Origin of the sequence: Massilia solisilvae, from assembly GCF_024753215.1 — a bacterium.
Lineage (GTDB): Bacteria > Pseudomonadota > Gammaproteobacteria > Burkholderiales > Burkholderiaceae_D > Telluria > Telluria solisilvae.
Map to the genome: position 1 here is coordinate 756,626 of NZ_JANUGV010000001.1, position 25,225 is coordinate 781,850.

The 25,225-nt window shown below is 65.6% G+C and carries 19 protein-coding genes; 12 read left to right on the forward strand and 7 right to left on the reverse strand.

Annotation, left to right across the window (positions count from 1 at the left end; all coding sequences use genetic code 11):
* The first annotated feature begins 35 nt into the window (after window positions 1-35).
* The 7 genes from rpsF (at window position 36) to NX773_RS03360 (ending at window position 5,014) form a co-directional block, all read left to right on the forward strand.
* Window positions 36-419 (forward strand): 30S ribosomal protein S6, encoded by a 384-nt coding sequence (gene rpsF, locus NX773_RS03330; protein ID WP_258854954.1) that lies wholly within the window; start codon window positions 36-38, stop codon window positions 417-419.
* A gap of 23 nt (window positions 420-442) precedes the next feature.
* Window positions 443-736, forward strand: coding sequence for a primosomal replication protein N (gene priB, locus NX773_RS03335; protein WP_258821000.1), 294 nt, complete (start codon window positions 443-445; stop codon window positions 734-736).
* A gap of 32 nt (window positions 737-768) precedes the next feature.
* Window positions 769-1,059, forward strand: a complete 291-nt coding sequence (rpsR, locus tag NX773_RS03340; RefSeq protein WP_258820999.1) for a 30S ribosomal protein S18 — start codon at window positions 769-771, stop codon at window positions 1,057-1,059.
* A 34-nt stretch (window positions 1,060-1,093) separates the two neighbouring features.
* On the forward strand, window positions 1,094-1,546 hold the full coding sequence (gene rplI, locus NX773_RS03345) for a 50S ribosomal protein L9 (protein ID WP_258854955.1): 453 nt from the start codon (window positions 1,094-1,096) through the stop codon (window positions 1,544-1,546).
* A gap of 356 nt (window positions 1,547-1,902) precedes the next feature.
* Window positions 1,903-3,291, forward strand: a complete 1,389-nt coding sequence (locus NX773_RS03350; protein ID WP_258820997.1) for a replicative DNA helicase — start codon at window positions 1,903-1,905, stop codon at window positions 3,289-3,291.
* A gap of 73 nt (window positions 3,292-3,364) precedes the next feature.
* Complete coding sequence (locus NX773_RS03355; RefSeq protein WP_258820996.1) at window positions 3,365-3,991, forward strand: DUF47 domain-containing protein; 627 nt, start codon at window positions 3,365-3,367, stop codon at window positions 3,989-3,991.
* 12 nt (window positions 3,992-4,003) lie between these two features.
* The gene (locus NX773_RS03360) at window positions 4,004-5,014 is read left to right on the forward strand and encodes an inorganic phosphate transporter (RefSeq protein ID WP_258854956.1); all 1,011 of its coding nucleotides are present in this window, start codon (window positions 4,004-4,006) and stop codon (window positions 5,012-5,014) included.
* 204 nt (window positions 5,015-5,218) lie between these two features.
* On the opposite strand, the gene NX773_RS03365 is transcribed toward NX773_RS03360, so the two are convergent.
* Both NX773_RS03365 and NX773_RS03370 read right to left on the reverse strand, forming a co-directional pair.
* Entirely contained in the window at window positions 5,219-7,579 is a 2,361-nt protein-coding gene (locus NX773_RS03365; protein ID WP_258854957.1) for a GspE/PulE family protein, read from the reverse strand.
* Entirely contained in the window at window positions 7,580-8,467 is an 888-nt protein-coding gene (locus tag NX773_RS03370; RefSeq protein WP_258854958.1) for an MBL fold metallo-hydrolase, read from the reverse strand. It abuts the gene before it with no gap.
* Window positions 8,468-8,678: 211 nt separating this feature from the next.
* Here NX773_RS03370 and NX773_RS03375 point away from each other — a divergent pair, with 211 nt between their 5' ends.
* The 5 genes from NX773_RS03375 (at window position 8,679) to NX773_RS03395 (ending at window position 19,549) form a co-directional block, all read left to right on the forward strand.
* Window positions 8,679-10,298 (forward strand): HD family phosphohydrolase, encoded by a 1,620-nt coding sequence (locus NX773_RS03375; RefSeq protein ID WP_258854959.1) that lies wholly within the window; start codon window positions 8,679-8,681, stop codon window positions 10,296-10,298.
* Entirely contained in the window at window positions 10,295-12,580 is a 2,286-nt protein-coding gene (locus tag NX773_RS03380) for a CHASE2 domain-containing protein (protein WP_258854960.1), read from the forward strand. Before NX773_RS03375 ends, NX773_RS03380 begins: the two co-directional genes overlap by 4 nt.
* A gap of 225 nt (window positions 12,581-12,805) precedes the next feature.
* Window positions 12,806-14,392 carry a ShlB/FhaC/HecB family hemolysin secretion/activation protein gene (locus NX773_RS03385; protein WP_258854961.1) on the forward strand — a complete coding sequence of 529 codons (1,587 nt, stop codon included), beginning with the start codon at window positions 12,806-12,808 and terminating at the stop codon, window positions 14,390-14,392.
* An 11-nt stretch (window positions 14,393-14,403) separates the two neighbouring features.
* Entirely contained in the window at window positions 14,404-18,741 is a 4,338-nt protein-coding gene (locus NX773_RS03390) for a two-partner secretion domain-containing protein (protein WP_258854962.1), read from the forward strand.
* Complete coding sequence (locus tag NX773_RS03395) at window positions 18,707-19,549, forward strand: FecR family protein (protein WP_258854963.1); 843 nt, start codon at window positions 18,707-18,709, stop codon at window positions 19,547-19,549. The genes NX773_RS03390 and NX773_RS03395 overlap by 35 nt, the downstream gene beginning before the upstream one ends.
* Before the next feature lie 182 nt (window positions 19,550-19,731).
* Here NX773_RS03395 and NX773_RS03400 read toward each other — a convergent pair whose 3' ends face one another.
* The 5 genes from NX773_RS03400 to NX773_RS03420 all read right to left on the reverse strand — a co-directional run bounded on the left by NX773_RS03400 (window position 19,732) and on the right by NX773_RS03420 (window position 25,191).
* Window positions 19,732-21,498: a PhoH family protein gene (locus NX773_RS03400; protein ID WP_258854964.1), complete on the reverse strand. Its 1,767-nt coding sequence runs from the start codon at window positions 21,496-21,498 to the stop codon at window positions 19,732-19,734.
* A 221-nt stretch (window positions 21,499-21,719) separates the two neighbouring features.
* A complete protein-coding gene (locus NX773_RS03405; RefSeq protein ID WP_258820986.1) occupies window positions 21,720-22,175 on the reverse strand; it encodes a peroxiredoxin in 456 nt (151 codons plus the stop codon).
* A 100-nt stretch (window positions 22,176-22,275) separates the two neighbouring features.
* A complete protein-coding gene (locus NX773_RS03410; protein ID WP_258854965.1) occupies window positions 22,276-23,217 on the reverse strand; it encodes a polysaccharide deacetylase family protein in 942 nt (313 codons plus the stop codon).
* A gap of 1 nt (window position 23,218) precedes the next feature.
* On the reverse strand, window positions 23,219-24,271 hold the full coding sequence (locus tag NX773_RS03415) for a bifunctional UDP-4-keto-pentose/UDP-xylose synthase (RefSeq protein WP_258854966.1): 1,053 nt from the start codon (window positions 24,269-24,271) through the stop codon (window positions 23,219-23,221).
* 11 nt (window positions 24,272-24,282) lie between these two features.
* Complete coding sequence (locus tag NX773_RS03420; RefSeq protein ID WP_258855836.1) at window positions 24,283-25,191, reverse strand: formyltransferase; 909 nt, start codon at window positions 25,189-25,191, stop codon at window positions 24,283-24,285.
* Window positions 25,192-25,225: the final 34 nt, after the last annotated feature.

Sequence of the window (25,225 nt, forward strand, 5' to 3'; positions counted from 1 at the left end):
TGGGCATTTGTTTAAACGTCCTTAAGGAGTGTTTCATGCGTCATTATGAAATCGTTTTTATCGTCCACCCGGACCAGAGCGAGCAAGTCCCGGCGATGATCGAGCGTTACAAGGCCACCGTGTCCTCGCGTGGCGGTAACATCCATCGCGTCGAAGACTGGGGCCGTCGCCAGATGGCTTACCCGATCCAGAAGCTGCCGAAAGCGCACTACATCTGCATGAACATCGAATGCGACAACGAGACCCTGGTCGAGCTGGAAACCGCATTCAAATTCAATGATGCCGTGCTGCGTCACCTGACCGTTAAGATGAAGAAGGCTGAAACCGCTCCGTCGCCGATGATGAAATCGGTGCAGCGCGAAGACGCAGCCAAGAGCCACCGCGAGCAAGCTGCCGCTGCTCCGGCCGCCGCGGCCTAAGCCAAAGGATTCGTGAACGGGCTTTGAACCAGTTTCAATTCACCGGCACCATCCTCGAGCGCGACATACTGCGCTACTCCCCGGCCGGCGTGCCGATTGTGTCAGCCACCCTGGCGCACAGTTCGCAGCAGGTCGAAGCAGGGGGAACGAGGCTGGTCGAGTTCGAGATCACCGCGCTTGCCGCGGGCGAGATTTCGGGCCGCTTCAGCCGGGCGGAATTGGGCGCAGCCCTGCAGTTCACGGGATTTTTGGCCAGGAAGAACCGCAACAGCAAAGCCCTGGTGTTTCACATCATTGATTTCAGTGCAGCGGCCTAAGGCCGGCACATTTTAGATACAGGAGCCTCGAAATGGCATTCGGTAAAAAGTTCGACAAAAACAAAGCTAAAGAAAAACTGAAGCGCAAACAGCAGAACCCGCTGTTCAAGCGCAAGAAGTTCTGCCGCTTCACCGCCGCTGGCGTTGAGCAAGTGGATTACAAGGACGTCGACACCCTGAAGGACTTCATCCAGGAAAACGGCAAGATCATGCCGGCACGCCTGACCGGCACCAAGGCGCACTACCAGCGTCAGGTGGACACCGCCATCAAGCGCGCCCGTTACCTGGCCCTGCTGCCGTACACCGACCTGCACCACGCTTGATACGGTCGTCGACTAGATAATCCTGGAGAAAAATATGCAAGTCATTCTGTTGGAAAAAGTTGTTAACGTCGGCAACCTGGGCGACGTGGTCAAGGTCAAGGACGGTTACGCACGTAACTTCCTGATCCCGCAAAAGATGGCCCGCCGCGCGACCGAGTCCGCTGTGGCCGAGTTCGAAGCACGCCGCGCCGAGCTGGAAAAAGCTGCCGCTGAAAAGCTGGCCGCTGCCCAGGCACAAGGCGAGAAGCTGACCGGCATGACCGTCACCATCGCCCAGAAAGCTGGCGTGGACGGCCGCCTGTTCGGCTCCGTGACCAACTTCGACATCGCTGAAGCGCTGACCAAGCAAGGCTTCCCGGTCGAGAAGGCTGCGATCCGCATGCCGACCGGCCCGCTGAAGACCACCGGCGAGCACCCGGTCGCCGTGGCACTGCACACCGACGTGGTGATCGAGATCACCATCGCTGTCGTGGGCGAAGCTGCCTAAGCTGAGCGTTACGCATCAAGCAGAAAGCCGGGTTCGTCCCGGCTTTTTGTTTTTTGGCCTGCGGCTCCAATACGTCGTCCCGGCGAAGGCCGGGACCCATAGACCGTATGCCTGGCTACGCGCTTACGCCGCAGGCCCGCTGGCTCAGCATGGGTCCCGGCTTTCGCCGGGACGACGTGCGCTTACGCCGCAGGCCCGCTGGCTCAGCATGGGTCCCGGCTTTCGCCGGGACGACGTAAAAAACAACAAAGCCGCAAAATGCCGCGGCTTTGTTGTTTTTTACGTCGCTTTTATTGCCAAAAAAAACTAACTCCCGCGTTCAGCCTGCCATCCGGAGCAGGTATAATGCCGGCCATATGAACGCCCCCGCATCCGATCCGCAAATCGAAGCGCTGCGCGTCCCGCCGCACTCCATCGAAGCAGAGCAGTCCGTCATCGGCGGTTTGCTGCGCGATAACGCTGCCTGGGACCGCATCGCCGACTTCATGCATGCGGAAGACTTCTACCGCTACGACCACCGTATCATCTTCGAGCAGATGGTTCGCCTGATCAACTCGGGCAAGCCGGCCGACGTGATCACCGTGTACGAAGCGCTGGTGCAGCTGGGCAAGGCCGAGGAAGTCGGCGGCCTGCAGTACCTGAACGCGATGGCGCAGAACACGCCGTCCGCTGCCAACATCCGCCGCTATGCCGAGATCGTGCGCGACCGCGGCGTGCTGCGCCAGCTGATCACCGTGGCCGACGAAGTGTCGGCCAAGGCCTTCAACCCGCAGGGCGCCGAGGTCAAGCAGATCCTCGACGAAGCGGAATCGCGCATCTTCGCGATCGCCGAGCAAGGCGCGCGCGGCGCGCAGGGCTGGCTGCCGGTGCAGCCGCTGCTCACCCAGGTGGTCGAGCGCATCGACGAGCTGTACTCGCGCGAGAACCAGGGTGAGATCACCGGCGTGCCGACCGGCTTCATCGACCTGGACCGCATGACCTCGGGCCTGCAGCCGGGCGACCTGGTCATCGTGGCTGGCCGCCCGTCGATGGGCAAGACCGCGTTCTCGGTGAACATCGGCGAGAACGTCGCGGTCGAAGCCGGCCTGCCGGTGGCGATCTTCTCGATGGAGATGGGCGGCGCCCAGCTGGCCATGCGTATGCTCGGCTCGATCGGCCAGCTCGACCAGCACCGCCTGCGTACCGGCAAGCTGATCGACGAGGACTGGCCGCGCCTGACGCACGCCATCCAGAAGATGAACGACTGCCAGATCTTCATCGACGAGACGCCGGCGCTGAACCCGATCGAAATGCGCGCCCGCGCGCGACGCCTGGCGCGCCAGTGCGGCAAGCTGGGCCTGATCATCGTCGACTACCTGCAGCTGATGCAGGGTTCCAAGCCGGGCGACAACCGCGCCTCGGAGATCTCGGAGATCTCGCGTAGCCTGAAGGGCTTGGCCAAGGAGCTGGGCTGCCCGGTGATCGCGCTGTCGCAGCTGAACCGCTCGCTGGAACAACGCCCCAACAAACGACCCGTCATGTCCGACCTGCGCGAATCGGGCGCTATCGAGCAGGACGCGGACGTGATCATCTTCCTGTATCGTGACGAGGTTTACAACCCGGACTCGCCCGATAAGGGAACGGCCGAGATCATCATCGGCAAACAACGTAACGGCCCGATTGGTGCGGTGCGCCTGACCTGGATGGGCATGTACACCAAGTTCGGCAACTACAGCGGCAACCTCGCCATCTACCAGGGCGACTAAGTCGCAAGCAGACCTTCGGGAACGCCTCGGGGGTTCGCTGGCCCAAGAGAGTTTTACAAACGGAGAATAAAAGATGTTTGGACGCCTGATGCCCACCGAGGGCAAGTTCTTTGACCTGTTCAACCAGCACGCGGCCTTGTGCGTGAAGGGTGCGCAGGAGATGGTCGGCCTGATGACCAACTTCGACGACCTGGAAAACCGCACCCACGCGGTGGAGAGCGTCGAGAAGCAGGCGGACAAGATCACCTACGCCACCGTCGAGCTGCTGCACAAGACCTTCATCACCCCGATCGACCGCGACGACATCCACAAGCTCATCACGCGCATGGACGACATCCTCGACATGATGGAGGACGCCGCGCAGACCATTTCGCTGTACGACCTGCAGGCCGTCACGCCGGAAGCCAAGCGCCTGGCCGAGCTGTGCCTGGCCTGCTGCGAGAAGGTGCAGTCGGCCGTGGGCATGCTGCACAACATGGACAACGCCTCGCGCATCGTGGCCATCTGCGAAGAGATCGACCGCCTGGAGTCGGACGCCGACCACGTGATGCGCGCCGCCATGTCCAAGCTGTTCCGCGACGAGCCGGACGTGCGCAACCTGATCAAGATGAAGGCGATCTACGAGATCCTGGAAACCGTGACCGACCGCTGCGAGGATGTTGCCAACATCATCGAAGGCATCATCGTCGAAAACGCGTAAGCGGAAGGACCTATGCACACCATCCAACTGAGCATTTACGTGCTCATGCTACTGGTCGGCCTTGCGCTCATTTTCGACTTCATGAACGGCTTCCACGACGCCGCCAACGCGATTGCGACGGTGGTGTCCACGGGCGTGCTCAAGCCGCAGACGGCGGTGGCGATGTCGGCGCTGTTCAACTTTGTCGCGATCTTCACCGTCGGCCTGCACGTGGCGGCCACCGTTGGCAAGGGCACGGTGGATCCCAACATCGTGGACCACTACGTCGTGTTCGGCGCGCTGGTCGGGGCAATCATCTGGAACGTCATCACCTGGTACTACGGCATTCCGTCGTCCTCGTCGCACGCGCTGATCGGCGGCCTGGTGGGAGCGGCCGTGGCCAAGAGCGGCACTGGCGCGCTCAAGGGCGACGGCCTGCTCAAGACCGTCGAGTTCATCGTCATCTCGCCGCTGATGGGCTTCGTGCTCGGCTCGATCGTGATGCTGATCGTGTCGTGGGTGTTCGTCAAAACCCCGCCGCGCAAGGTCGATACCTGGTTCCGCCGCCTGCAGCTGTTCTCGGCCGCGGCCTACAGCCTGGGCCACGGCGGCAACGACGCGCAGAAGACCATCGGCATCATCTGGATGCTGCTGATCGCGGCAGGCATCACCGCGCAGAGCGCGTCGGCGCCGCCGATCTGGGTTGTCGTCTCGTGCTACACCGCGATGAGCCTGGGCACGCTGTTCGGCGGCTGGCGCATCGTCAAGACCATGGGCCAGAAGATCACCAAGCTCAAACCCGTCGGCGGCTTCTGCGCCGAGGCGGGTGGCGCGGCCACGCTGTTCATCGCGACCGCGATGGGCGCACCGGTATCCACCACCCACACCATCACCGGCGCGATCGTCGGCGTCGGCTCGGCGCAGCGCGCTTCGGCCGTGCGCTGGGGCGTGGCGGGCACCATCGTGTGGGCGTGGGTCTTCACCATTCCGGCGTCGGCGTTCATGGCGGCGATCGCGTGGTGGATTGGAAAGCACGTGCTGTAAGCGCAGCGCGGACGCATACGAAAAGGCCGGGCATGCCCGGCTTTTTCATTGTTGGCGCTAAAACGTCGTCCCGGCGCAGGCCGGGACCCATAGACCGCTTTCGTCGTCGAACGGCGTCGCCGCAGGCCCGTTAGCTCAGCATGGGTCCCGGCCTGCGCCGGGACGACGGTTTTACGGGTAGCTGCCGACGTCTGAGGTTCGGGCTTACTTGATGCACACCTGCCGCACCATCTTGATGTCGGTGAACCCGCCCAGCACCTTTTCGATGCCGTCCATCTTCAGCGTCAGCATGCCGTCTTCCAGCGCGGCGGCGAGCAGGGCGGCTACGCGGCTGTGCTCGACCAGCAGCTTCTTGACGCGGTCGGTGCCGATCATCAGTTCGTGCAGGCCGATGCGGCCCTTGTAGCCCTTGTTGCATTCCGGGCAGCCCACCGCGCGGTACAAGGTGAACTTGCCCTCGCCGTCGGCGTAGCGCTCCTTCCAGCCCGCCAGCACCTGCGCGCGCGCGGCCTGCGGGTCGGTCCTGAATGCCTCGGTGGCCTTGAGCTCTTCGCAAAACTCGGCCAGCAGCAGGCTCACCTCTTCTTCGTTCGGGTGGTAGGCCTGCTTGCAGCTGCCGCACAGGCGCTTGGCCAGGCGCTGCGCCAGAATGCCCAGCAGCGCATCGGCAAAGTTAAACGGGTCCATGCCCATGTCCAGCAGGCGCACGATCGACTCCGGCGCGCTGTTGGTGTGCAGGGTGGCGAACACCAGGTGGCCGGTCAGCGAGGCTTCGATGCCGGTGCTGACGGTTTCCTTGTCGCGCATCTCGCCGACCATGATGATGTCCGGGTCGGCACGCAAAAAGGCGCGCATCACGCTGGCGAAATCGAGCCCCGCCTTGCGGTTGACCTGCACCTGGCGCAGGCCCTTTTGTGTGATCTCGACCGGGTCTTCCGCGGTCCAGATCTTGGTCTCCGGGGTGTTCAGGTAGTTCAGGATCGAGTGCAGCGTGGTGGTCTTGCCCGAGCCGGTCGGGCCGCAGACGAAGAACAGGCCGTAGGGCTTTTCGATGGTCGCCTTCAGGCGCTCCAGGTTATAGGGCAGTACGCCGAGCTTCTCGAGCGGGATCGGCTCGCCGGCCGCCAGGATACGCATCACTACGTCCTCGACCCCGCCGGCCGACGGAATGGTCGCCACCCGCAGCTCGATGTCGAGCGGGCCGTACTTCTTGAACTTGATCTTGCCGTCCTGGGGCTTCCTCCGCTCCGAGATGTCGAGGTCGCACATGATCTTGATGCGCGCGACCAGCGCGTTGCGGTAGCTGGCCGGGATCTCGATGTAGGGCACCAGCGAGCCGTCCTTGCGAAAGCGGATGCCGGTCTTGCCCTTGCCGGGCAGCGGCTCGATGTGGATGTCCGACACGCCCTGGCGGTAGGCATCCATGATGACCTTGTTGAGCAGCTTGACCAGTTCGTTCTCGACCGCTTCCGACACCTCGGACGGGGCGTCGCCGCCGTCGCCGTCGTCGTCCTCCAGGCCCGACAGCAGCTCGCTGACCGAGCCGCCCTCACCGGCGCCGGTGCCGAAGAACTGGTCCACGGTCTGGCCGAATTCGGCGTGGGTGGTGACGCGGAACGCGATCTTCGACTTGGGGAAGATCTGGCTGACGATGCGGCTCGCGCCCACCCGCTCTGGGTCCAGCGCCATGACCACCAGCCCGTCCTTGCCATCCTCCAGCGGCAGCCACTGGTTCTCCTCGACGTACTGCGCCTTCAGGTTGCGCAGCAGGTCCACCGGCTTGACCCGGTCGGGACGGAATGGCTCGTAGGGCACCATGAAGAACTTGGACAGCGACTGGCCGATCGCCGAGAGCTTGACGTGGTAGTCGGCCACCAGCACGTCCTCGATGTCCAGGTCGCGGTCACGGGCGGCGCGGGTGGCCTGTTCCAGTTCGGCCGCCGACAGCACGGCTTCGAGCACCAGCGCGTCGTACTTGCTGCGCACGCGCTGCGGCTTCATGCGCTGGTTGAGCGCCACCGACAGGGTGTCGCACAGCTGCTTCAGGCCTTCCAGCGCGACCGCCGGGAACGGCCCGCCGCCCAGGTGGTTGATGAACTGGACCACGCCCAGCAGCTCGCCGGACGGCTGGGCCACCAGCGGGGCAACCAGCATTTCGCGCGTGCGGTAGCCGGTGCGCTGGTCCACGCCGCGCTGGAACTGCAGCTCGGGCGAGATGCGTTTCAGTTCCGCCTCGTCGTACACGTCCACGATGTTGATGGTCTGGCGCGACTGCGCGACCCAGCCGGCGATCGAGCTGCTTGAAATGGGCAGGCGCAGGTCGCGGAACGACGACAGGCCGGTCTTGACCTTGGAGACGATGTGGTCGCGCTCGGGCGTGACGGCGTACAGGGTGAACCGGTCGCAGCTGAACAGGTCGCAGAAGTCGCGGCCCAGGTCGAGCATGATCTCGTCCAGGTTGCCGGTGGCGTGGATGCGCGTGGTGACTGCCTGCAGCTTCTTCAGGAAGGCCAGCCGCTGGTCGGTGTCCCCGCCCGGTGGCATGGTGGTGACGGGTGCGTTCATTTACAGCTCTACCTCCAGTCCTTCGTAGGCCAGCACGACCTTCAGGCCCGCGGGCAGCTTGTGGCGCGCGAGGGCGGTGGCGAAGGCCGCTTCCAGTTCATCGTCGCTGCGGGTGGGCTCGTGATGGGTGCAGTACAGCGCCTTGGCGCCGACCCGCGCGGCCATCTGCAGCGCCGCGTCGAAGGTGCCGTGGCCCCAGCCTTCGTGCGCCGGATACTCTTCGGCCGTGTACGAGCAGTCCACGATCAGCGCGTCCACGCCGGCCATGGCGGCGTCGATCGCCTGCTGGCGCGCTTGTGCGTGGCGCTCGAATTCGTCGTGGCGCGGGTCGCCGGGCGCGTGCGGGTTGATGAAGAATGGTTCATGGTCGCCGGTGAAGAACAGCGACTTGCCGTTGCAGCCGATGCGGTAGCCCAGGTTGGTGACCGGGTGGTTCATCAGCACGTTGTCCACCACCGCGTCGCCCACCGCGACCGCTTCGCCGCACGCGATGGTGCGGTAGTCGAGCGTGGCGTCGAGCTGGGTTTCGCTGACCGGGAAGTAGCTGTTCTGGAGCTGCACGCCCATCACGTGCTCGATGCCGTTGCCGGTCACGTCGTCGTGCGCGCCGTACAGGCGCACCCGGCTGCCCTTGACGAACAGCGGGGTAAAGAAGGGCAGGCCGTGGATGTGGTCCCAATGGCTGTGGGTGATGAAGATGTTGGCCTTGACCGGCAAGCGGCTCAGCAAGTGCTGGCCCAGCCCGAACAGGCCGGTGCCGCCGTCGAGGATGATCAGCGTGCCGTCGTCGGTGCACACTTCGATGCAGGTCGTGTTGCCGCCGTAGCGAGCGGTGCGCGGACCGGGGGACGGGATCGAACCGCGCACCCCCCAGAAGCGGAATTTCATCAGTCTTCCCCCCGGGCTTGGATAAGTTTTTTTATATTCAGAGGCTTACGCGCGGTCTTGCCCGCCGCGTCCAGCACGGGCGATGATAGCGGGTTTGTGTCCATATAGCTCCAAAAATTGCATTTTTTTATCGAACAGTGTACACGCGGGCGCATCGCCGTTACACTTGAGAAATTACAACAAAGCAACGATTTTTGGCCAGCCCGACACCATGCAAGAGCTGACTCCCGCCCAGGTCGCGCAGCGCCTGCACCTGCTTACCGAGCTGTCGGTCTCGCTGGGCAATGGCGCCGACACTGGCGAACTGCTTGACCGCATCCTGCAGGTGGCCAAGGGTATGACCGACGCCGACGGCGGCACCCTGTACCGCCCGAGCGAGGACGGCAAGAGCCTGTGCTTCCACATCTCGATCAACGACACACTGGAGATCTACCAGGGCGGGGCAAGCGGCAACCCGATCGACATCGCCCCGGTGCCGTTGGCCGACGCGGGCGGCGCGCCGAACCTGGCCTCGGTGGCTGCCTACGCCGCCAACACGCGCCAGTCGGTGAACATCGAGGACGTGTACGAGACCGACCTGTTCAACTTCTCGGGCATGCGCGCGTTCGACAAGACCTTTGGCTACCACTCCAAGTCGTTCCTGACGGTGCCGATGGCGAACCACGAGGGCGAGCTGGTCGGAGTGCTTCAGCTGATTAACGCCAAGGACCCGCAGACCGGCGGGATACGCCCGTTTTCCGGTACCGACCAGCGCTTCATCGAGGCGCTGGCGGCGCAGGCCGCGGTGGCGCTGACCAACCAGCAGCTGATCAACCAGCTCGAACAACTGTTCGAATCGCTGGTCAACCTGATCAACATCTGCATCGACGAAAAGAGCCCGTACACCGGACGCCACTGCCAGTTCGTGCCCGAGCTGACCATGATGCTGGCCGAGGCCGCGCACCAGACCGGCGAAGGGCCGCTCGCGCAGTTCCGCATGAGCGACGCCGACCGCAAGGAGCTGTGGCTGGCGGGCCTGCTGCACGATTGCGGCAAGCTGGTCACGCCGGTGCACGTGGTGGACAAGGCGACCAAGCTGGAGACCATCTTCGACCGCATCCACCTGGTCGATACGCGCTTCGAGGTGCTGCTGCGCGACGCCGAGATCCGCGCGCTGCGCGGCAAGTGCGAGCCGGGCGCGGACATCGTCGCGATCGACCTGGCGCTGGCGCAGGAGCAGGCCGCCATTCGCGAGGACCGCGACTTCCTGCGCCGCGCGAACGTGGGCGGGGAGGGCATGTCGCCAGCCGACCAGGAGCGCGTGCGCGAAATCGCGGCCCGCCGCTGGATGGGGCCGGATGGCATCGAGCGCGATCTGCTCGACGGCGACGAGGTGGCCAACCTGACCGTGCGCTTCGGCACCCTGACCGAGGAAGAGCGCAAGATCATCAACAACCACATCGTGGTCACGATCCGCATGCTCGAATCGCTGCCGTGGCCCAGGCACCTGAAGAACGTGCCCGAGTACGCCGGCGGCCACCACGAGCGCATGGACGGCAAGGGCTACCCGCGCGGGCTCAAGGCCGAGCAGATGTCGGTGCAGGCGCGCGTGATGGCCATTGCCGACATTTTCGAAGCGCTGACCGCCAAGGACCGTCCCTACAAGAAGGGCAAGCTGCTGTCGGAATCGCTGCGCATCATGGGCAACTTCGCCCTGAACGGCCACATCGACCCGGACCTGTTCGATATCTTCATCCGGCGCAAGGTGTACCTGGAGTTCGCGCGCCAGAACATGGAGCCGCACCAGGTGGACGAGATCGACGAGACGCTGATCCCGGGGTACCGGCCGTGATTGGCGGCGCGCTGAACCGGCTCAAGACCGCAATCAAGAAATACTGGGCCCGCTGGACCTTCGGCGTGCTGCTGGCGGTCGCGGCGTCGCTGTATCCGCTTGGCCTGTGGTCGAGCCACGCGATCGAGCGCCAGGACACGATGTGGTCGGACCTGCGCATGCGCCTGGAGGAGCCCACGCCGGACCCGCGCGTGGTCATCGTCGACATCGACAGCAAGAGCCTGACCGAGGTGGGGCGCTTCCCGTGGAGCCGCAACGTGCTGGCCAAACTGGTGACCCAGCTCACCCGGCATTACCACGTCGGCGCGGTCGGTTTCGACGTGTCGTTCCCGGAGCCGGACAACAGCTCGGGTTACTCGGTGCTCGAAAAGCTGGCCGAGCGCGACCTGAAGGACGTACCGATCCTGCGTGCCCGGCTGGGGGAACTCAAGAGCTCGCTGGACTATGACGGCCTGTTTGCCAAAGCGCTCGAGGGGCAGCCGGTGATCCTCGGCTACAACCTCTCCACCGGCCAGGCCAAGGGCGTGCTGCCCAAGCCGATCTTCACCGAGGAAGCGCTGAACGGGCGCGAGGTGTGGGCGTACCACACCGATGGCTACGAGGCCAATATCGAACGGCTTCAGAATGCGGCGATGGGCGCGGGCAGCTTCACGGTGGAACCGGACGCGGACGGCGTGGTGCGCAACTACTCGCTGGTCCAGAAGATCCGCGACGGTTATTACTCGTCGCTGGCGCTGGCCACCGTTGCCGCCTACCTCAAGGTCGAGGAGGGCGGCATCACGCCCGTGCTGCCGGAAGCGGCGCACGCGCTCACCAAGGGCCAGCGCGAAAGCGGGGCGCTCGACGCTCTGCTCATGTTCACGCCGGATGGCGCGCGCGAGATCCCGGTTGGCGTGGGCCTGACCACCATCGTCCAGTTCAGCGGGCCCGGCGGACCCGCCGGCGGCCGCTTCCGTTATGTCCCGGCGGCCGATGTCCTGTCCGGCAAGGCGGACCCGCGCGTGCTCAGGAACGCCATCGTGCTGGTCGGGACCACCGCGCCCGGCCTGGTGGACTTGCGCGCCACCCCGGTCAACAAGGAATACCCGGGCGTGGAGATCCACGCCAACGTCATCAAGGCCATCCTCGACGGACGCTTCAAGTCCTATCCGGCTGACGGCGCGACCTACGAGTTCCTGCAGATACTGGCCGTCGGGCTGTTGCTGGCGCTGGTGCTCGCGGTGCTCACGCCGCTCTACCAGCTGCTGCTGGCGGGGGCGGTGTTGGCCGGATCGATCGGCTTTAACTACTACATGTACAGCCAGCATGACGTGGTCCTGAACGTGTTCGCGTGCCTGCTGCTGGTTGCGCTGCTGTTCGTGATGAACCTGGCGTGGGGCTACTTTGCCGAGTTCCGGAAGGGCCGGGCGCTGGTCTCGCGCTTTGGCGAATACGTGGCCCCGGAGCTGGTGGCCCAGATGGCCGAGAACCCGGAAGCCTACAACATGGAAGGCGAAAGCCGCGAGCTGACCGTCATGTTCGTGGACGTGCGCGGCTTTACCACCATCTCCGAAGGGCTTACACCCAAGCAGCTGCGCGAGTACATCAACCTGTACCTGACCGCGATGTCCGAGGATATCCGCTCGAGCCACCAGGGCACGCTCGACAAGTACATCGGCGACGCCGTGATGGCATTCTGGGGCGCGCCGGTCGCCTTCCCCGACCACGCCAGCCGGGCGGTGGCCACCTCGCTCCTGATGCAGGCATCGGCCAAACGCCTGAACGAGGACTTCATCAAGCGCGGCTGGCCCGAGCTGAAGATCGGCATTGGCCTGAACAGCGGCCTGATGCATGTGGGGGACATGGGTTCCGCGATCCGCCGCGCCTACACAGTGATGGGTGACGCGGTGAACCTGGGCTCGCGCCTGGAAGGGATCACCAAGGTGTACGGCGTGGGCATTTGCGTGGGCGAGGCAACCCGCCACGCGGCCCCCGAATACGTGTACCGGGAGCTGGACCTGGTGCGGGTCAAGGGCAAGAACGAGCCGGTCGCCATTTTCGAGCCGGTCGGCAGGGCGGACGAGGTGGGCCAGGCCGAGCTGGACGAAATCGCCGCCTGGGACGCGGCGCTGGCGCTGGTGCGCGCCCAGCGCTGGGACGAGGCCGAGTCCCGCATCCGCTCGCTGGCAGGCGCCCATCCGCAGCGCGGGCTGTACCAGCTGTACCTGTCGCGCATCGCCCATTACCGGGCCAATCCGCCCGGCGCCGGCTGGGATGGCGTGACCACGTTCGAAACCAAATAGCATCAACTCGCCGGTGCCACCCGGTGTGTCACCCGAGCAACATTTGCCCGCGATGAATCCCCCTTCCAGTGGGGGAAGTGCCTTTTTTGCCCCAGAATTTTCTGACGGGAAACGTAAAGGTGTTTAGACTTGTCGCCGTATCCGTTTCAATTTTTCTATCCCCGCGCCCAGCCAGCGTGCGGCCTGAAGAGATACCAACAATAAAGAGAACGTAGAGCCAAAACTATGAAACAACGCTTTGCACGCCTGCTTGCGGGCTCGGTGCTGGCTGCGGCCGTGAGCGCCGCGTGGGCCGGCGAGACGGCCGAACCCGGAGACGTGATCCGTTTCGAAATCAGCCGTTTCGACGTCAGCGGCAACACGCTGCTTGCGCCGGCCGACGTGGAACGCGTGGTCGCGCCGTTTGCCGGCCGCAACCGCGACTTCGGCGACGTCCAGCGCGCGCTCGAGGCGCTCGAGGAGTTGTACCACGAGCGCGGCTACAACGTGGTCACGGTCCAGCTGCCGGAGCAGGAACTGAACGGCGGCGTGGTGCGCCTGCAGGTGGTGCAGACGAAGATCGGCAAGGTGCAGATCAGCGGCAACAAGGCGTTCTCGGAGCAGAACATCCGGCGCAGCCTGCCGACGCTGCAGCCGGGCCAGACGCCGAACCTGAAGCAGGTGTCGGCCAACCTGAAGCTGGCCAACGAGAACCCGGCCAAGAAGATCAGCTTGGGCCTGACCGGCGGCGAGGCGGACGACGAGGTGGACGCCAGGGTCGAGGTGCAGGACGAACGGCCGTGGAAGGTGATGGCCAACGTGGACAACACCGGCACCGCCGCCACCGGCAAGACCCACGCCGGCGTGGTGCTCCAGCACGCCAACCTGTTCGGCCTGGACCACGTGGCCAGCCTGCAGTACACCACCACGGTCGAGCATCCGGACCAGGTGGCGGTGTGGGGTGTCGGATACCACATCCCGCTGTACGCGCTGGGTGACTCGGTGGACCTGTTCGGCAGCTATTCGAACGTGGACTCGGGCACCGTGAGCGCCGGCCTGTTCAACCTGGCCGTAAGCGGCAAGGGCGCGGTGTACGGCGCGCGCTACAACCAGATCCTGGCGCGCCGCGGCGACTACGAGTCGCGCCTGGTCTATGGGCTGGACTACAAGGCGTACCGCAACAGCGTGCTGCTGTACGGCCAGGATTTCGGCAACAACGTCACCGTGCACCCGCTCTCGGTGGCGTACATGGGCACGCTGCCACTGCCCGGCGCCGAAACCAACTTCTCGATCTCCGCGGCGCACAACATCGCCGGCGGTTCGCGCGGCAGCGCCGCCGACTTCGAGCGCGCCCGCAGCGGCGCCAAGGCGTCGTTCAACCTGCTGCGCTTTTCGGGCGCGTTCTCGGTGGCCCTGGGCGGCGACTGGCAGGCGCGCATGCTCGCCAACGGCCAATACACGGCCGACGCGCTGGTGCCGGGCGAGCAGTTCGGCGCCGGCGGCAGCACCTCGGTGCGCGGTTTTAACGAGCGCGACCTGGCCACCGACAGCGGCGTGCTCCTGAACTACGAGCTGTACACCCCTAACCTGTGCCACAAGGCGAACTGGCAGTGCCGCCTGCTGGCCTTCTACGACACCGCCTACGGCAAGCGCAACCACACCCTGCCGGGTGAACTGACCAGCACCGCGATCGCCAGCACCGGCGTGGGTCTGCGCTTTGCGGTCGGCAGCTCGGCCAGCATCCAGCTCGATTACGGCCACGTGCTCAAGGAAGGCGCGTTGACCGGCACCAGCAAGAACAAGCTTCATGTCCGCGTAGGCCTGGCCTACTAAAGGGTAGAGAGATGACGACGACAACTATCAAACGCCGGCTGGTGCCGCTGCTGCTTGCGGCCTGCTTCGGCGCCGCCGTGGCTGCCCCGACCGGCCAGCAGGTGGTGGCCGGCCAGGCAACGTTCAGCCAGCAGGGCAACGTGTTCTCGATCACGAACACGCCCGGCACCATCATCAACTGGCAGAGCTTCTCGATCAATCCGGGCGAGATCACCCGCTTCATCCAGCAAGGCGCGGACAGTGCGGTGCTCAACCGGATCGTCGGGCAGGACCCGAGCCGCATCCTGGGCGCGCTGCAATCGAACGGCAAGGTCTTCCTGATCAACCCCAACGGCATCCTGTTCGGGCGCGATTCGCGCGTGGACGTGAACGGCCTGGTGGCTTCGACCCTGAACCTGCCGAACGCCGACTTTTTGGCCGGGAAGAAGAACTTCAGCGCCGGGCCGGCCGCTGGCGAGGTGCGCAACGAAGGCACGATCACCACGCCGTCCGGCGGGCAGGTGTTCCTGGTGGCGCCGAACGTGACCAACAGCGGCATCATCACCTCGCCGCAGGGCGAGGTGGTGCTGGCCGCCGGCCACAGCGTGCAGCTGGTGGATTCGCGCGACCCCGACCTGCATGTGGTGGTCTCGGCGCCCGACGACCAGGCCATCAACCTGGGCCAGGTGGTAGCGCAGGGCGGCCGTGTCGGCATTTACGGCGCGCTGGTCAACCAGCGCGGCCTGGTCAGCGCCAACAGCGCGGTGGTCGGCGAGAACGGCAAGATCGTGCTCAAGGCCAGCCGCGACACCCTGCTCGAGCAGGGCAGCGTGACCAGCGCCACCGGCGCAGGCAGGGGCGGCGACGTGCACTTGCTGGGCGCGCGCGTCGGCCTGACCGGCAACGCGCAAGTGGACGCCAGCGGCGCGCAGGGCGGCGGCAACGTGATGGTGGGCGGCGGCTGGCAGGGCAAGGATGCGCTGCTGGCCAACGCCAGCCAGACCTGGATGGGCAAGGACGCGCGCATCAAGGCCGACGCCACCACCCAGGGTAACGGCGGCCAGGTGGTGCTGTGGTCGAACGACGCTACCGGCGCTTACGGCAGCATTTCCGCGCGCGGCGGCGCTGTCGGCGGCGACGGCGGCAAGGTCGAGACCTCGGGCCACAGCCTGGACGTGAGCGGCCTGGCCGTGAACGCCGGCGCGGCCAAGGGCAAGTCGGGCAGCTGGCTGCTCGACCCTTACGACATCGAAGTGGTGGCCGCGGGCGCCACGGCCACCCCGGCCGACGTGGCCGCGTTCGGTTCCGGCCCGGCCAGCGGCGTGGCAAAGATCGCGCCGTCGGTCCTGCAGGGCACCGGCACCAACATCATGCTGCAGGCGCAGAACGACCTGACGATCACGGACGCGCTCTCGGGCAGCGCCGACGTCACCGGCTACGCCAACCACAACATCAACGTGAACGCCAACGTGTCGGCCAACGGCAGCGTGCTGTTCGCGGCCGGGAACGGCATCAACCTGAACAGCGCGGCGAAGATCAGCAGCCAGAACTACGTGGACCTGATCGCCGACCAGATGACCCTGGCGGGCAACATCGGCGGCATCAATGGCCGCAACCCGGTCATCAGCTTCGCCAGCCACACGCCGTCGCGCCAGATCGTGGTGGGCTCCGGCAGCGGAAATGGCTCCTCCCTGTGGCTCGACGCGGCGGCGCTGGCGCGCTTTTCGGCGTATGAGCTGAACATCGGCACCAGCGCCAACACGGGCGGCGTCAACATCAGCTCCGCGCTGAACACGAGCGCGCACCTGAGCCTGGACAGCTCGGGCCCGATTGCCGTGAATGCGCCGGTGAGCCTGGGCTCATCCAGCAACTTCCTCGCGACTCTGCACGGCAGCCGCGGCACCACCCTCGACATGGCGGGCGCGGTCACCGCCGGCGCCGTGTACCTGACCGGCGACGGACTGCGCATCAGCAAGCCGATCACGGCCAACACCGTCAAGGCCATGCCGCACAGCCCCGACGCTCCGATCACGCTGGGCCAGTTTGGCGAAGGCACGTTCGGGCTGGACCAGTCCATGCTTGGACAGATCAACACGCCCGACCTCACGATCGGCGGCCTGCCGGGCTTTTTCGCGGGCCTGAGCGTGAGCAGCGCGCTCGACCTGACTTCCCACCCGTTCGGCAAGCTGACGCTGGACGCGGGCGGCGCGGCGCTGGCGCTGTCGGCGCCGTTGACGATGCCAAGCGGCGTGCTGTCGCTCAAGTCCAACCTGGCCGTCGCCCAGGGCGAAGCGGGGGCCCTGAACGTGGACCAGCTGGTCGTCAAGGGCAACTACGTTGCGCTGATGGCACCCAATACGATCAACAAGGTGGCTGGCGCCAGTACGGCAGGCCCGTTCATGCTCAACACCGCGGGCGACGTGCATGTGGGCGACGTGGGCGGCATGTCCGGCATCAGCGCCAGCACATCGGGCATGCGCATCACCAGCGGTGGGGCATTGACGCTGGACCGCACGCTCAGCGCGCCGGAAAGCATGGTGTCGCTGCAGGCGGCCGGCATCGGCGGCGCCGGGACCATCCGCGCCGGCCAGCTGGACATGTACTCGACCAACGGCGTGGGCAGCGCCAGCGCGCCGCTCAACACCGAAGTGGCCGTGCTGCGCGTGTCGAACAACCAGACCGGCAGCAAGTTGGTCAACATCCGCAACACGGGTGACCTGATCGTCTGGGGCGCCTACCAGAGCTCGGCCTCGGATTCGGACAACAGCGGTTCGCTCGCGATTGCGGCAACCGGCACGATGACGGTGCCGAAGATCAGCAGCGCCCCGACCCTGAGCGCTACAGCGATTTCCTCGCCGGGCGACGGCCGCGTGCATACCGAAAGCGGCAACATCAGCCTGACCGCGCAAAGCGGCATGACCATCGGTGGCGAGGTCAGCACCAAGAGCGGCAACATCGACCTGAAGGTCAACAGCGGCGCGATCGAGGTACACGACGGCGCGCTGGTCGCCTCGGTCTCGGGCGACATCACCGTGGCCGCCACGTCCTCGACCATCGCCACGGGCGCCTTCCAGGCCGCGCCGGGCAAGCTGCACCTGCCGTCCGGCTCGTCGGGTACGCCGACCCCGACTCCGACGCCGCCGACCGTGGACCAGTGCGTTGCCAATCCGGCCGCCAGCGGCTGCGCCGCGGTGATCGAAGACGCGCGCAAGACCTGCGCGGCCAACCCGAACGGCGCCAACTGCGCGGCCGTGATGCCGAAGATCGACGAATGCAAGGCCAACCCGTCCGCCACCGGCTGCGACGTGGTGATCAAGCAGGACCAGGTGCAGCAGTGCGTGGCCAATCCGACAGGCGCCAGCTGCACCGGCTCGGCCGACTACTGCGCGGCCAACCCGACCTTCCCGGGCTGCGCGGCGCTGAACGATAAGCGTGGCCAGATCGACGCCTGCATCGCCAATCCGAAGGGCGCCGGCTGCAGCCTGGTGCTGCCGACCTTTGACGTCTGCACGGCCAAGCCGGACACCTACGGCTGCGCCACCGTCGTGAAAGAGCACGACAAGGTCGCAGCCTGCGCCAGGACCCCGGGCGACCCGGCTTGCGCCAGCGTGCTGCCGTCGCCGGAGGTCTGCAAGAACGACGCCAGCGTGTTCGGCTGCACTGCGGTGCTGGAACGCCTGAAGTTTGTCGCTTGCGTGGCCAATCCGAACGGCGCCGGCTGCGACGCGATCCTGCCGCCGCTGGACGTGTGCAAGACCGACAAGACCAAGGAAGGCTGCGGCGCGGTGATCGGCAAGACCTTCGACTATTGCCTGAGCAATCCGGGCGACGCCCGCTGCGTGGGCGTGCTGCCGACGATCTCGCAGTGCGTCAGCGACAAGACAGTAGCGGGCTGCACGGCAGTGCTGCCGACCATGACCCAATGTATCGCCAGCCCGACCCTGCAAGGCTGCGGCGTGATCCTGCCCAAGCTCGAGGTGTGCGCCGCCAACCCGAACCAGCAAGGCTGCGAGGCCGTGCTGCCCAAGCCGGACTTCTGCGCTACCCATCCGGCCGACCCGACCTGCGTCGTGTTCAACCCGAACCCGACCACGGGCAGCACCGAGAAGGAAAAGGCGCCGGTGGCGGACGCGGTCCAGACCACCGTCACGCTGATTAACAGCAGCACCCAGGGCAAAACCTCGCCGGCCACCGGCGGTGGTGGATCGAGCACCCCGCAGGCTGGCCCACCGGCGGCTGGCGGTGGCAGCAGCGGCGGCGACGCGGACAAGCCGTCCGAGAAGCAGTCCGACAAGCAGAGCGGCCCGGCAGGCAGCGAGAACACTGGAGCAAAGAATGAGAAACCTGCGACCAAAACTTATTGCAATTGAGGCCCTGCTGTGCGCGGTGCTGCTGCTGGCCGGCAGCACTGCCTGGGCGCAGGTGGTGGGCACGGTCGCCCACCTGTCCGGACCGCTGGTGGCGAAGAAGCCGAACGGCACCGTCAAGGTGCTGGCGGTGAAATCGGAGGTGGAGAATGGCGACACGCTGGTGTCGGAGAAGAACACCTACGCGCAGATCAAGTTCGTCGACAACGGCGAAATCACGCTGCGCCCGAACACGACCTTCAAGATCGAAAAGTTCGCGTATGACGCCGCCAAGCCGGACGGCGACAGCGCCTCGTTCGACCTGGTCAAGGGCGGCCTGCGCTCGGTGACCGGCCTGCTGGGCAAGCGCAACAAGGAAAAGTTCGCGCTCAAGACGCCGAGCGCGACCATCGGCATCCGTGGCACCACCTTCATCGCGCAGTACGTGCCCCCGCCGCCGGTGGCTGGCGGACCGGGAATGGGGCCGCCCCCGAGTGGCGGCGCACCGGGCAGCCAGGGGCCGCAGGGACCGGTGGAGCAACTGCTCAGGACCGGCGGCGCGCCGGGCCCGGTGGCGCCGCCGCCGCTGCCGCCCGGCCTGCACCTGCAGGTGACCGATGGCGCGATCGTGGTGACCAACAACGGCGGCTCGCAGGGTTTCCAGGCCGGCCAGTTCGGCTTTGTGCCCAGCTTTAGCCAGCCGCCGGTGATCGTGCCGCCGAATCCGGGCCTGCAGTTCACGCCGCCGCCGACGTTCAACCCGGGCAGCGGTGGACCGACGGCTTCCAATGGCCCCGGCCAGTCGCAGGCGGTGGACTGCATCGTGCGCTGATTCGGTTCGGCCGAATAGAAAAAGACCTGTGGGCCTTGCGGCGCACAGGTCTTTTTTGTTGGGGTGGCAGGCTCGCGGTGGTTGGACGCGTGGGCAGAATCTGCCCACCCTACACGAACGACCGTAGGGTGGGCGGGTCTCCCGCCCACGCGTTCAACCGGCGTTTGCGCTGACGCGAACCCTTACAGCACGTCGCTCGCGTGATCGGCCAGGCGGCTACGCTCGCCGCGTGCCAGCGTCACGTGGCCGCCGTGGTCCCAGCCCTTGAAGCGGTCCACCACGTAGGTCAGGCCGCTCGAACCTTCGGTCAAATACGGCGTGTCGATCTGGGCGATGTTGCCAAGGCACAGGATCTTGGTGCCGGGGCCGGCGCGCGTGACCAGCGTCTTCATCTGCTTGGGCGTGAGGTTCTGCGCCTCGTCGATGATCAGGAACTTGTTGACGAAGGTGCGCCCGCGCATGAAGTTGAGCGACTTGATCTTGATGCGCGAGCGGATCAGGTCCTGGGTGGCGGCGCGGCCCCAGTCGCCGGCCTCGCTGTCGGACTTCATCAGGACCTCGAGGTTGTCGTCGAACGCGCCCATCCACGGCGACATTTTCTCTTCCTCGGTGCCCGGCAGGAAGCCGATGTCTTCGCCCACCGGCACGGTCACGCGGGTGACGATGATCTCGTTGTAGAGTTTGGTTTCGAGCACCTGCGCCAGTCCCGCGGCCAGCGCCAGCAGGGTCTTGCCGGTGCCGGCCTGGCCGAGCAGGGTGACGAAGTCGATCTCGGGATTCATGAGCAGGTTGAGCGCGAAGTTCTGCTCGCGGTTGCGCGCGGTGATGCCCCACACGCCGTTCTTGGCGCTGCCGTAGTCGCGCAGGGTCTGGAACACGGCGGTCTTGCCGTTGATTTCCTTGACCTGGCCATAGAACGGCGCCTCGCCGCTCTTCGGCTCGAAGTACACGAACTGATTCACCAGCAGGGTCGGCACCAGCGGGCCGGTCACCCGGTAGTAGGTGGCCGAGGTGCCGTTGCGGTTCTCCTGCCACGACTGGACGTTCTTGCCGTGCTTGTCCCAGAAGTCGTCCGGCAGCTGGACGATGCCCGAGTACAGCAGGTCGGTGTCTTCCAGCACATGGTCGTTGAAGTAGTCCTCCGCCGGCAGGCCCAGCGCGCGCGCCTTGATGCGCATGTTGATGTCCTTGGACACCAGCACGATCGCGCGCCCCGGCTGCTGCGCTTCGAGCGCGCGCACCACGCCCAGGATCTGGTTGTCGGCCTTGCCCGAGGGCAGGCCTTCCGGCAGCGCGGCACCGTTCAGCTTGGTCTGGAAGTACAGGCGGCCCTTGGCGTCCTTGTTGCCCAGTTTGGCCAGCGGAATGCCGTTTTCGATCGCGTCGTCGTCCACGTTGGCGATCAGGGCGTCCAGCGTGCGCGAGACCTGGCGGGCATTGCGCGCGACCTCGGACATGCCTTTCTTGTGGTTGTCCAGCTCCTCCAGCGTCATCATCGGCAGGTAGACGTCGTGTTCCTCGAAGCGGAACAGGCTGGTCGGGTCGTGCATCAGCACGTTGGTGTCGAGCACGAACACCTTGGTCTGGCCCGCCTTGTCGGCCTTGCGGCTGGCGCCGGACTTGATGTTGATCTCCACCGGCTTGTGCTTGGCCGGATGCGGCTGGTCGATGTCGGTTTCCTTGAGCTTGGCAGTAACGCCGCCCTTGTCCGCGCGCGGCGGGGCCTTGGCGGCAGGCGGCGGCACCTCGGCCAGCACCGGGGCGGCCTTCTTGCGCGCGCGCGTGGACTTGGGCGCCGGGACGGCCTGGCCGCTGATCAGGTCTTCCACGTCAGCGCTGGCGGTCTCCGCCGGGACGGCCGCTACCTTCGCCTTGCCGGGCTCGACCTTGGGGTAATCTTTGACGGCCAGCAGCGTGGCTGGCTTGGTGGGCATTTTGGGCAGTGGCATCAGCTTCTCAATCTAAAAAAGTCAGGAAAGCGCATGGCGCGCCGACATCCATGGATGAGGCGCGAGAGCGGTTCGGAGCTATCGGGAATCTAAGGGGGGCAACGCCGTCCGGAGAGGGACCGGACGGGCGAACTGCCAGATTGGAATGATGCGAGTGGAGCAGGTGTCGACTCAAAATAAGCGGATAACGTCCAGCAGGTTGAACCAGGGAGCCATCCGTGTCAGGGCTGGCTCTTCAAAAATTCCAGCACTTCGTTGACGTGATCGTTGACTTTCACGCCACGCCATTCTTTCACCAATCGGCCACTAGCGTCAAATACAAACGTGCTCCGCTCGATCCCGCGGACTTGCTTACCATACATGTTCTTCATCTTCATGACGCCAAACTGGTTGCACACCAGCTCGTCCGGGTCGGAGATCAGTTCGAACGGCAGGCCCAGCTTGCCCTTGAAGTTGTCGTGCGATTTCATCGAGTCGCGCGACAGGCCGTAGATCTCGGCGCCCAGCGCCTGGAACTCTGGGTAGTGGTCGCGGAAGGCGATGCTTTCGGTGGTGCAGCCCGGCGTGTTGTCCTTCGGGTAGAAGTACAGCACGGTATATTTGGCCGGGCGGCCTTGCAGGTTGAAGGTCTGGCCGCCGGTCATGGGGGCGCTGAAGTTCGATGGGCTGTCGGCCACGGGTCACTCCTCTGGTTTTGGAGGCAGGGTGGCGGCTTCGATTGCACGCGGTGGTGGGCCGGAGCCGACTATCACCGCGTGGGCAGCAGACCTGCCCACCCTACACGTTGGTGTCCAGGACGATCAGTTCGCCCGACCGGCCCGGTACTTCGCCCCACGTGACCGGATGTTCGGGCAGCGCGGCGTCTTTTATCTTGTCATGGTACTGCGCCATCGACGCCAGTTGGTAGCCTTGGGCTTTCCAACCTGTCAACAGCTGCTCGAATATGGGGGCGAGTTTTTGCCCTTCAAGTTCTGCGTGCAAAGTGTACACGTGATCGCGCTGCGCACCCTCGGTCAGCCGCAGCAGGTGTGCGCCGATGTTGCCCGTGCTAATGGTCGTTCCGCCGATCTCGCGGCCGAGCAGTTCGTCCAGCGTGGGTAGGGTGGTCGGCATCTGGATGCAGCGCCCGCCCGGGAAGCGGTAGGGGCCGGCGGCCGGGTCGGCCAGCGAGCCGTCGTCGTTGAGCAGCGCGCGGCCGTCGGAGGCATAGGCATAGCCCATCGCCTCGTGCTCGGCGAAGGCGTGGCGGTTCATCTGCCAGCCGGCGGCGCCGTGGGTGTGCGGCGGCTGGCCGAACACCTGCGCATGGCGCTGGGCCGCTTTGCGCATCATGCGCACGGTCCAGGCGTCGTCGCGGCCACGCACGTTGTCCTGCCACAGCACGTGATCCCAGGTGTGAATGCCGCATTCGAAGCCGGCCGCGTGCGCGGCGCGCATCTCGTCCGCCGCCCGCACCCCGATATCGGGGCCGGGCAGCAGCGTGCCGTACATGAGGGTCTTGAAGCCGTAGTGCTCGACCACCGAGGTGCGCGAGACTTTCTTGAAGAAGCCGGGACGCAGCGCCCGGCGCAGGGCCCAGCCGGTATGGTCGGGCCCCAGCGAGAACAGGAAGGTGGCCTGGGCCCCGTGCGCTTTCAGGATGCGCGCGAGGTTGGGGACGCCTTCCTTCGTTCCGCGATAGGTGTCGACGTCGATCTTGAGGACGAGGAGCGGACCCACCTCAGTCCATCAGCGCCTGGGCTGCGCCGACCTGGCCGCGGTAGGCGTCGTAGATGCCGCGCAGCGCTTCCTGCATCGTGGTCTTGGGCGCCCAGCCCAGTTCCTCGCAGGTGTTGGTGATCTTCGGCACGCGGTTCTGCACGTCCTGATAGCCCTGGCCGTAGTAGGCGCCCGAGGTGGTCTCGGTGATCGCGACCTTGTTCGCGCCTTCGGCGTATTCCGGGTATTCCTTGGCCAGGTCGATCATCATGCCGGCCAGGTCGCGGATCGAGTAGTTGTTGCTCGGGTTGCCGATGTTGTAGATCTTGCCGGTGGCTGCGCCGTTCTTGTTCTCGATGATCTTCATCAGCGCGTCGATGCCGTCGTCGATGTAGGTGAAGGCGCGCTTCTGGTGGCCGCCATCGACCAGCGAGATCTGCTCGCCGCGCACGATGTGGCCGAAGAACTGGGTCACCACGCGCGAGGAGCCTTCCTTCGGGGTGTGGATCGAGTCCAGGCCGGCGCCGATCCAGTTAAACGGACGGAACAGGGTGAAGTTCAGGCCTTCCATGCCGTAGCCCCAGATCACGCGGTCCATCAGCTGCTTGGCGCACGAGTAGATCCAGCGCGGCTTGTTGATCGGGCCGCAGATCAGTTCCGAGTTCTCGGGGTCGAATTGATCGTCGTGGCACATGCCGTACACCTCGGAGGTGGACGGGAACACCAGGTGCTTGCCGTACTTGGCGGCCGAGCGCACGATCGGCAGGTTTGCTTCGAAGTCCAGTTCGAACACGCGCAGCGGCTGCTTGACGTAGGTGGACGGGGTGGCGATCGCCACCAGCGGCAGGATCACGTCGCACTTCTTGACGTGGTACTCGACCCATTCCTTGTTGATCGTGATGTCGCCCTCAAAGTAGTGCATGCGCGACTTGTACTCGGGGTTGGCCAGCAGTTCTTCGATGCGGTCGGCCTGCATGTCCATGCCGTACACGTGCCAGTCGGTGGTCTCGAGGATGCGCTTGGACAGGTGGTGGCCGATGAAGCCGTTGACGCCGAGGATGAGGACTTTTTTCATGTGTGATCTCTTTACGAATTCGTGGCCAGTCGCTCGGACAGCTCGCCCGCGCTGATCGGGGCGCCATCGGCCAGCAGGCTGGAAATGGCCAGCGCGCGGCCGTCGCCGCAAACGCCAAAGATGCCATTATCCACCACCGCCAAGCCCGGTGGCAAACTTGGTAAATTCTGCCGGGAAAGTCTTGCTCTTTCGATAATGTAGCGGTGCCCGCCCACGTCGGTGAACGCGCCGGGGTAGGGCGGGGCGACGGCGCGGTGCAGGTTGTACACCTGTTGCGCCGGTTTGCTCCAGTCGATCCGGCCGTCCTCGGGCTTGCGGCCGCCGAAGTAGCTGCCCTTGGCCAGTTCGTTCGGCAGGCGCGGGGCGGTGCCGGCCAGCAGGTCCGGCAGCACCTTCCACAGCGTGATCTCGGCGGCCACTTCCACCTTGCCGAACACGTCGTGGGCGGTGTCGTCGGGCAGGATCGGCACGGCGGTCTGCGCCACGATGGCGCCGGCGTCCGGCTTGACCGTCATCTCGTGCAGGGTGGCGCCGGTTTCGCGGGCGCCGTGCAGCACCGCCCAGTTGACCGGGGCGCGGCCGCGGAACTGCGGCAGCAGGGAGCCGTGCATGTTGAAGGCCGGAGCCACGTCCAGCACCGTGGCCGGCAACATGTGGCGGTAGTAGAAGCTGAACATCAGGTCGGGCCTGGCGGCCTTCACCTGCTCCAGCAGCTCGGCGCCGTTTGCGCTCTCGGGCGTGATGTAGGGGATGCCTTCGGCCTGGCAGACCGAGATCACGGACTCGAACCAGATGTTCTCAGTGGCGCTGTCCTGGTGCGTGACCACGAGGGCGACATCGACGCCGCCGGCCAGCAGCACTTTCAGGCAGCGCACACCGACGTTGTGGTAGGCGAAGACGACTGCGCGTTTTTTATTCATCGTCATAAGTGAAACCGTCGTTCCCGCGGAGGCG

What these genes read in the sequence shown, in the direction of transcription:
- rpsF (WP_258854954.1), top strand. Translation starts at nt 36, where the DNA reads ATGCGTCATTATGAAATCGTTTTTATCGTCCACCCGGACCAGAGCGAG.
- rpsR (WP_258820999.1), top strand. Translation starts at nt 769, where the DNA reads ATGGCATTCGGTAAAAAGTTCGACAAAAACAAAGCTAAAGAAAAACTG.
- rplI (WP_258854955.1), top strand. Translation starts at nt 1,094, where the DNA reads ATGCAAGTCATTCTGTTGGAAAAAGTTGTTAACGTCGGCAACCTGGGC.
- NX773_RS03350 (WP_258820997.1), top strand. Translation starts at nt 1,903, where the DNA reads ATGAACGCCCCCGCATCCGATCCGCAAATCGAAGCGCTGCGCGTCCCG.
- NX773_RS03355 (WP_258820996.1), top strand. Translation starts at nt 3,365, where the DNA reads ATGTTTGGACGCCTGATGCCCACCGAGGGCAAGTTCTTTGACCTGTTC.
- NX773_RS03360 (WP_258854956.1), top strand. Translation starts at nt 4,004, where the DNA reads ATGCACACCATCCAACTGAGCATTTACGTGCTCATGCTACTGGTCGGC.
- NX773_RS03365 (WP_258854957.1), bottom strand. Translation starts at nt 7,579, where the DNA reads ATGAACGCACCCGTCACCACCATGCCACCGGGCGGGGACACCGACCAG.
- NX773_RS03370 (WP_258854958.1), bottom strand. Translation starts at nt 8,467, where the DNA reads ATGAAATTCCGCTTCTGGGGGGTGCGCGGTTCGATCCCGTCCCCCGGT.
- NX773_RS03375 (WP_258854959.1), top strand. Translation starts at nt 8,679, where the DNA reads ATGCAAGAGCTGACTCCCGCCCAGGTCGCGCAGCGCCTGCACCTGCTT.
- NX773_RS03385 (WP_258854961.1), top strand. Translation starts at nt 12,806, where the DNA reads ATGAAACAACGCTTTGCACGCCTGCTTGCGGGCTCGGTGCTGGCTGCG.
- NX773_RS03390 (WP_258854962.1), top strand. Translation starts at nt 14,404, where the DNA reads ATGACGACGACAACTATCAAACGCCGGCTGGTGCCGCTGCTGCTTGCG.
- NX773_RS03395 (WP_258854963.1), top strand. Translation starts at nt 18,707, where the DNA reads ATGAGAAACCTGCGACCAAAACTTATTGCAATTGAGGCCCTGCTGTGC.
- NX773_RS03400 (WP_258854964.1), bottom strand. Translation starts at nt 21,498, where the DNA reads ATGCCACTGCCCAAAATGCCCACCAAGCCAGCCACGCTGCTGGCCGTC.
- NX773_RS03415 (WP_258854966.1), bottom strand. Translation starts at nt 24,271, where the DNA reads ATGAAAAAAGTCCTCATCCTCGGCGTCAACGGCTTCATCGGCCACCAC.
- NX773_RS03420 (WP_258855836.1), bottom strand. Translation starts at nt 25,191, where the DNA reads ATGAATAAAAAACGCGCAGTCGTCTTCGCCTACCACAACGTCGGTGTG.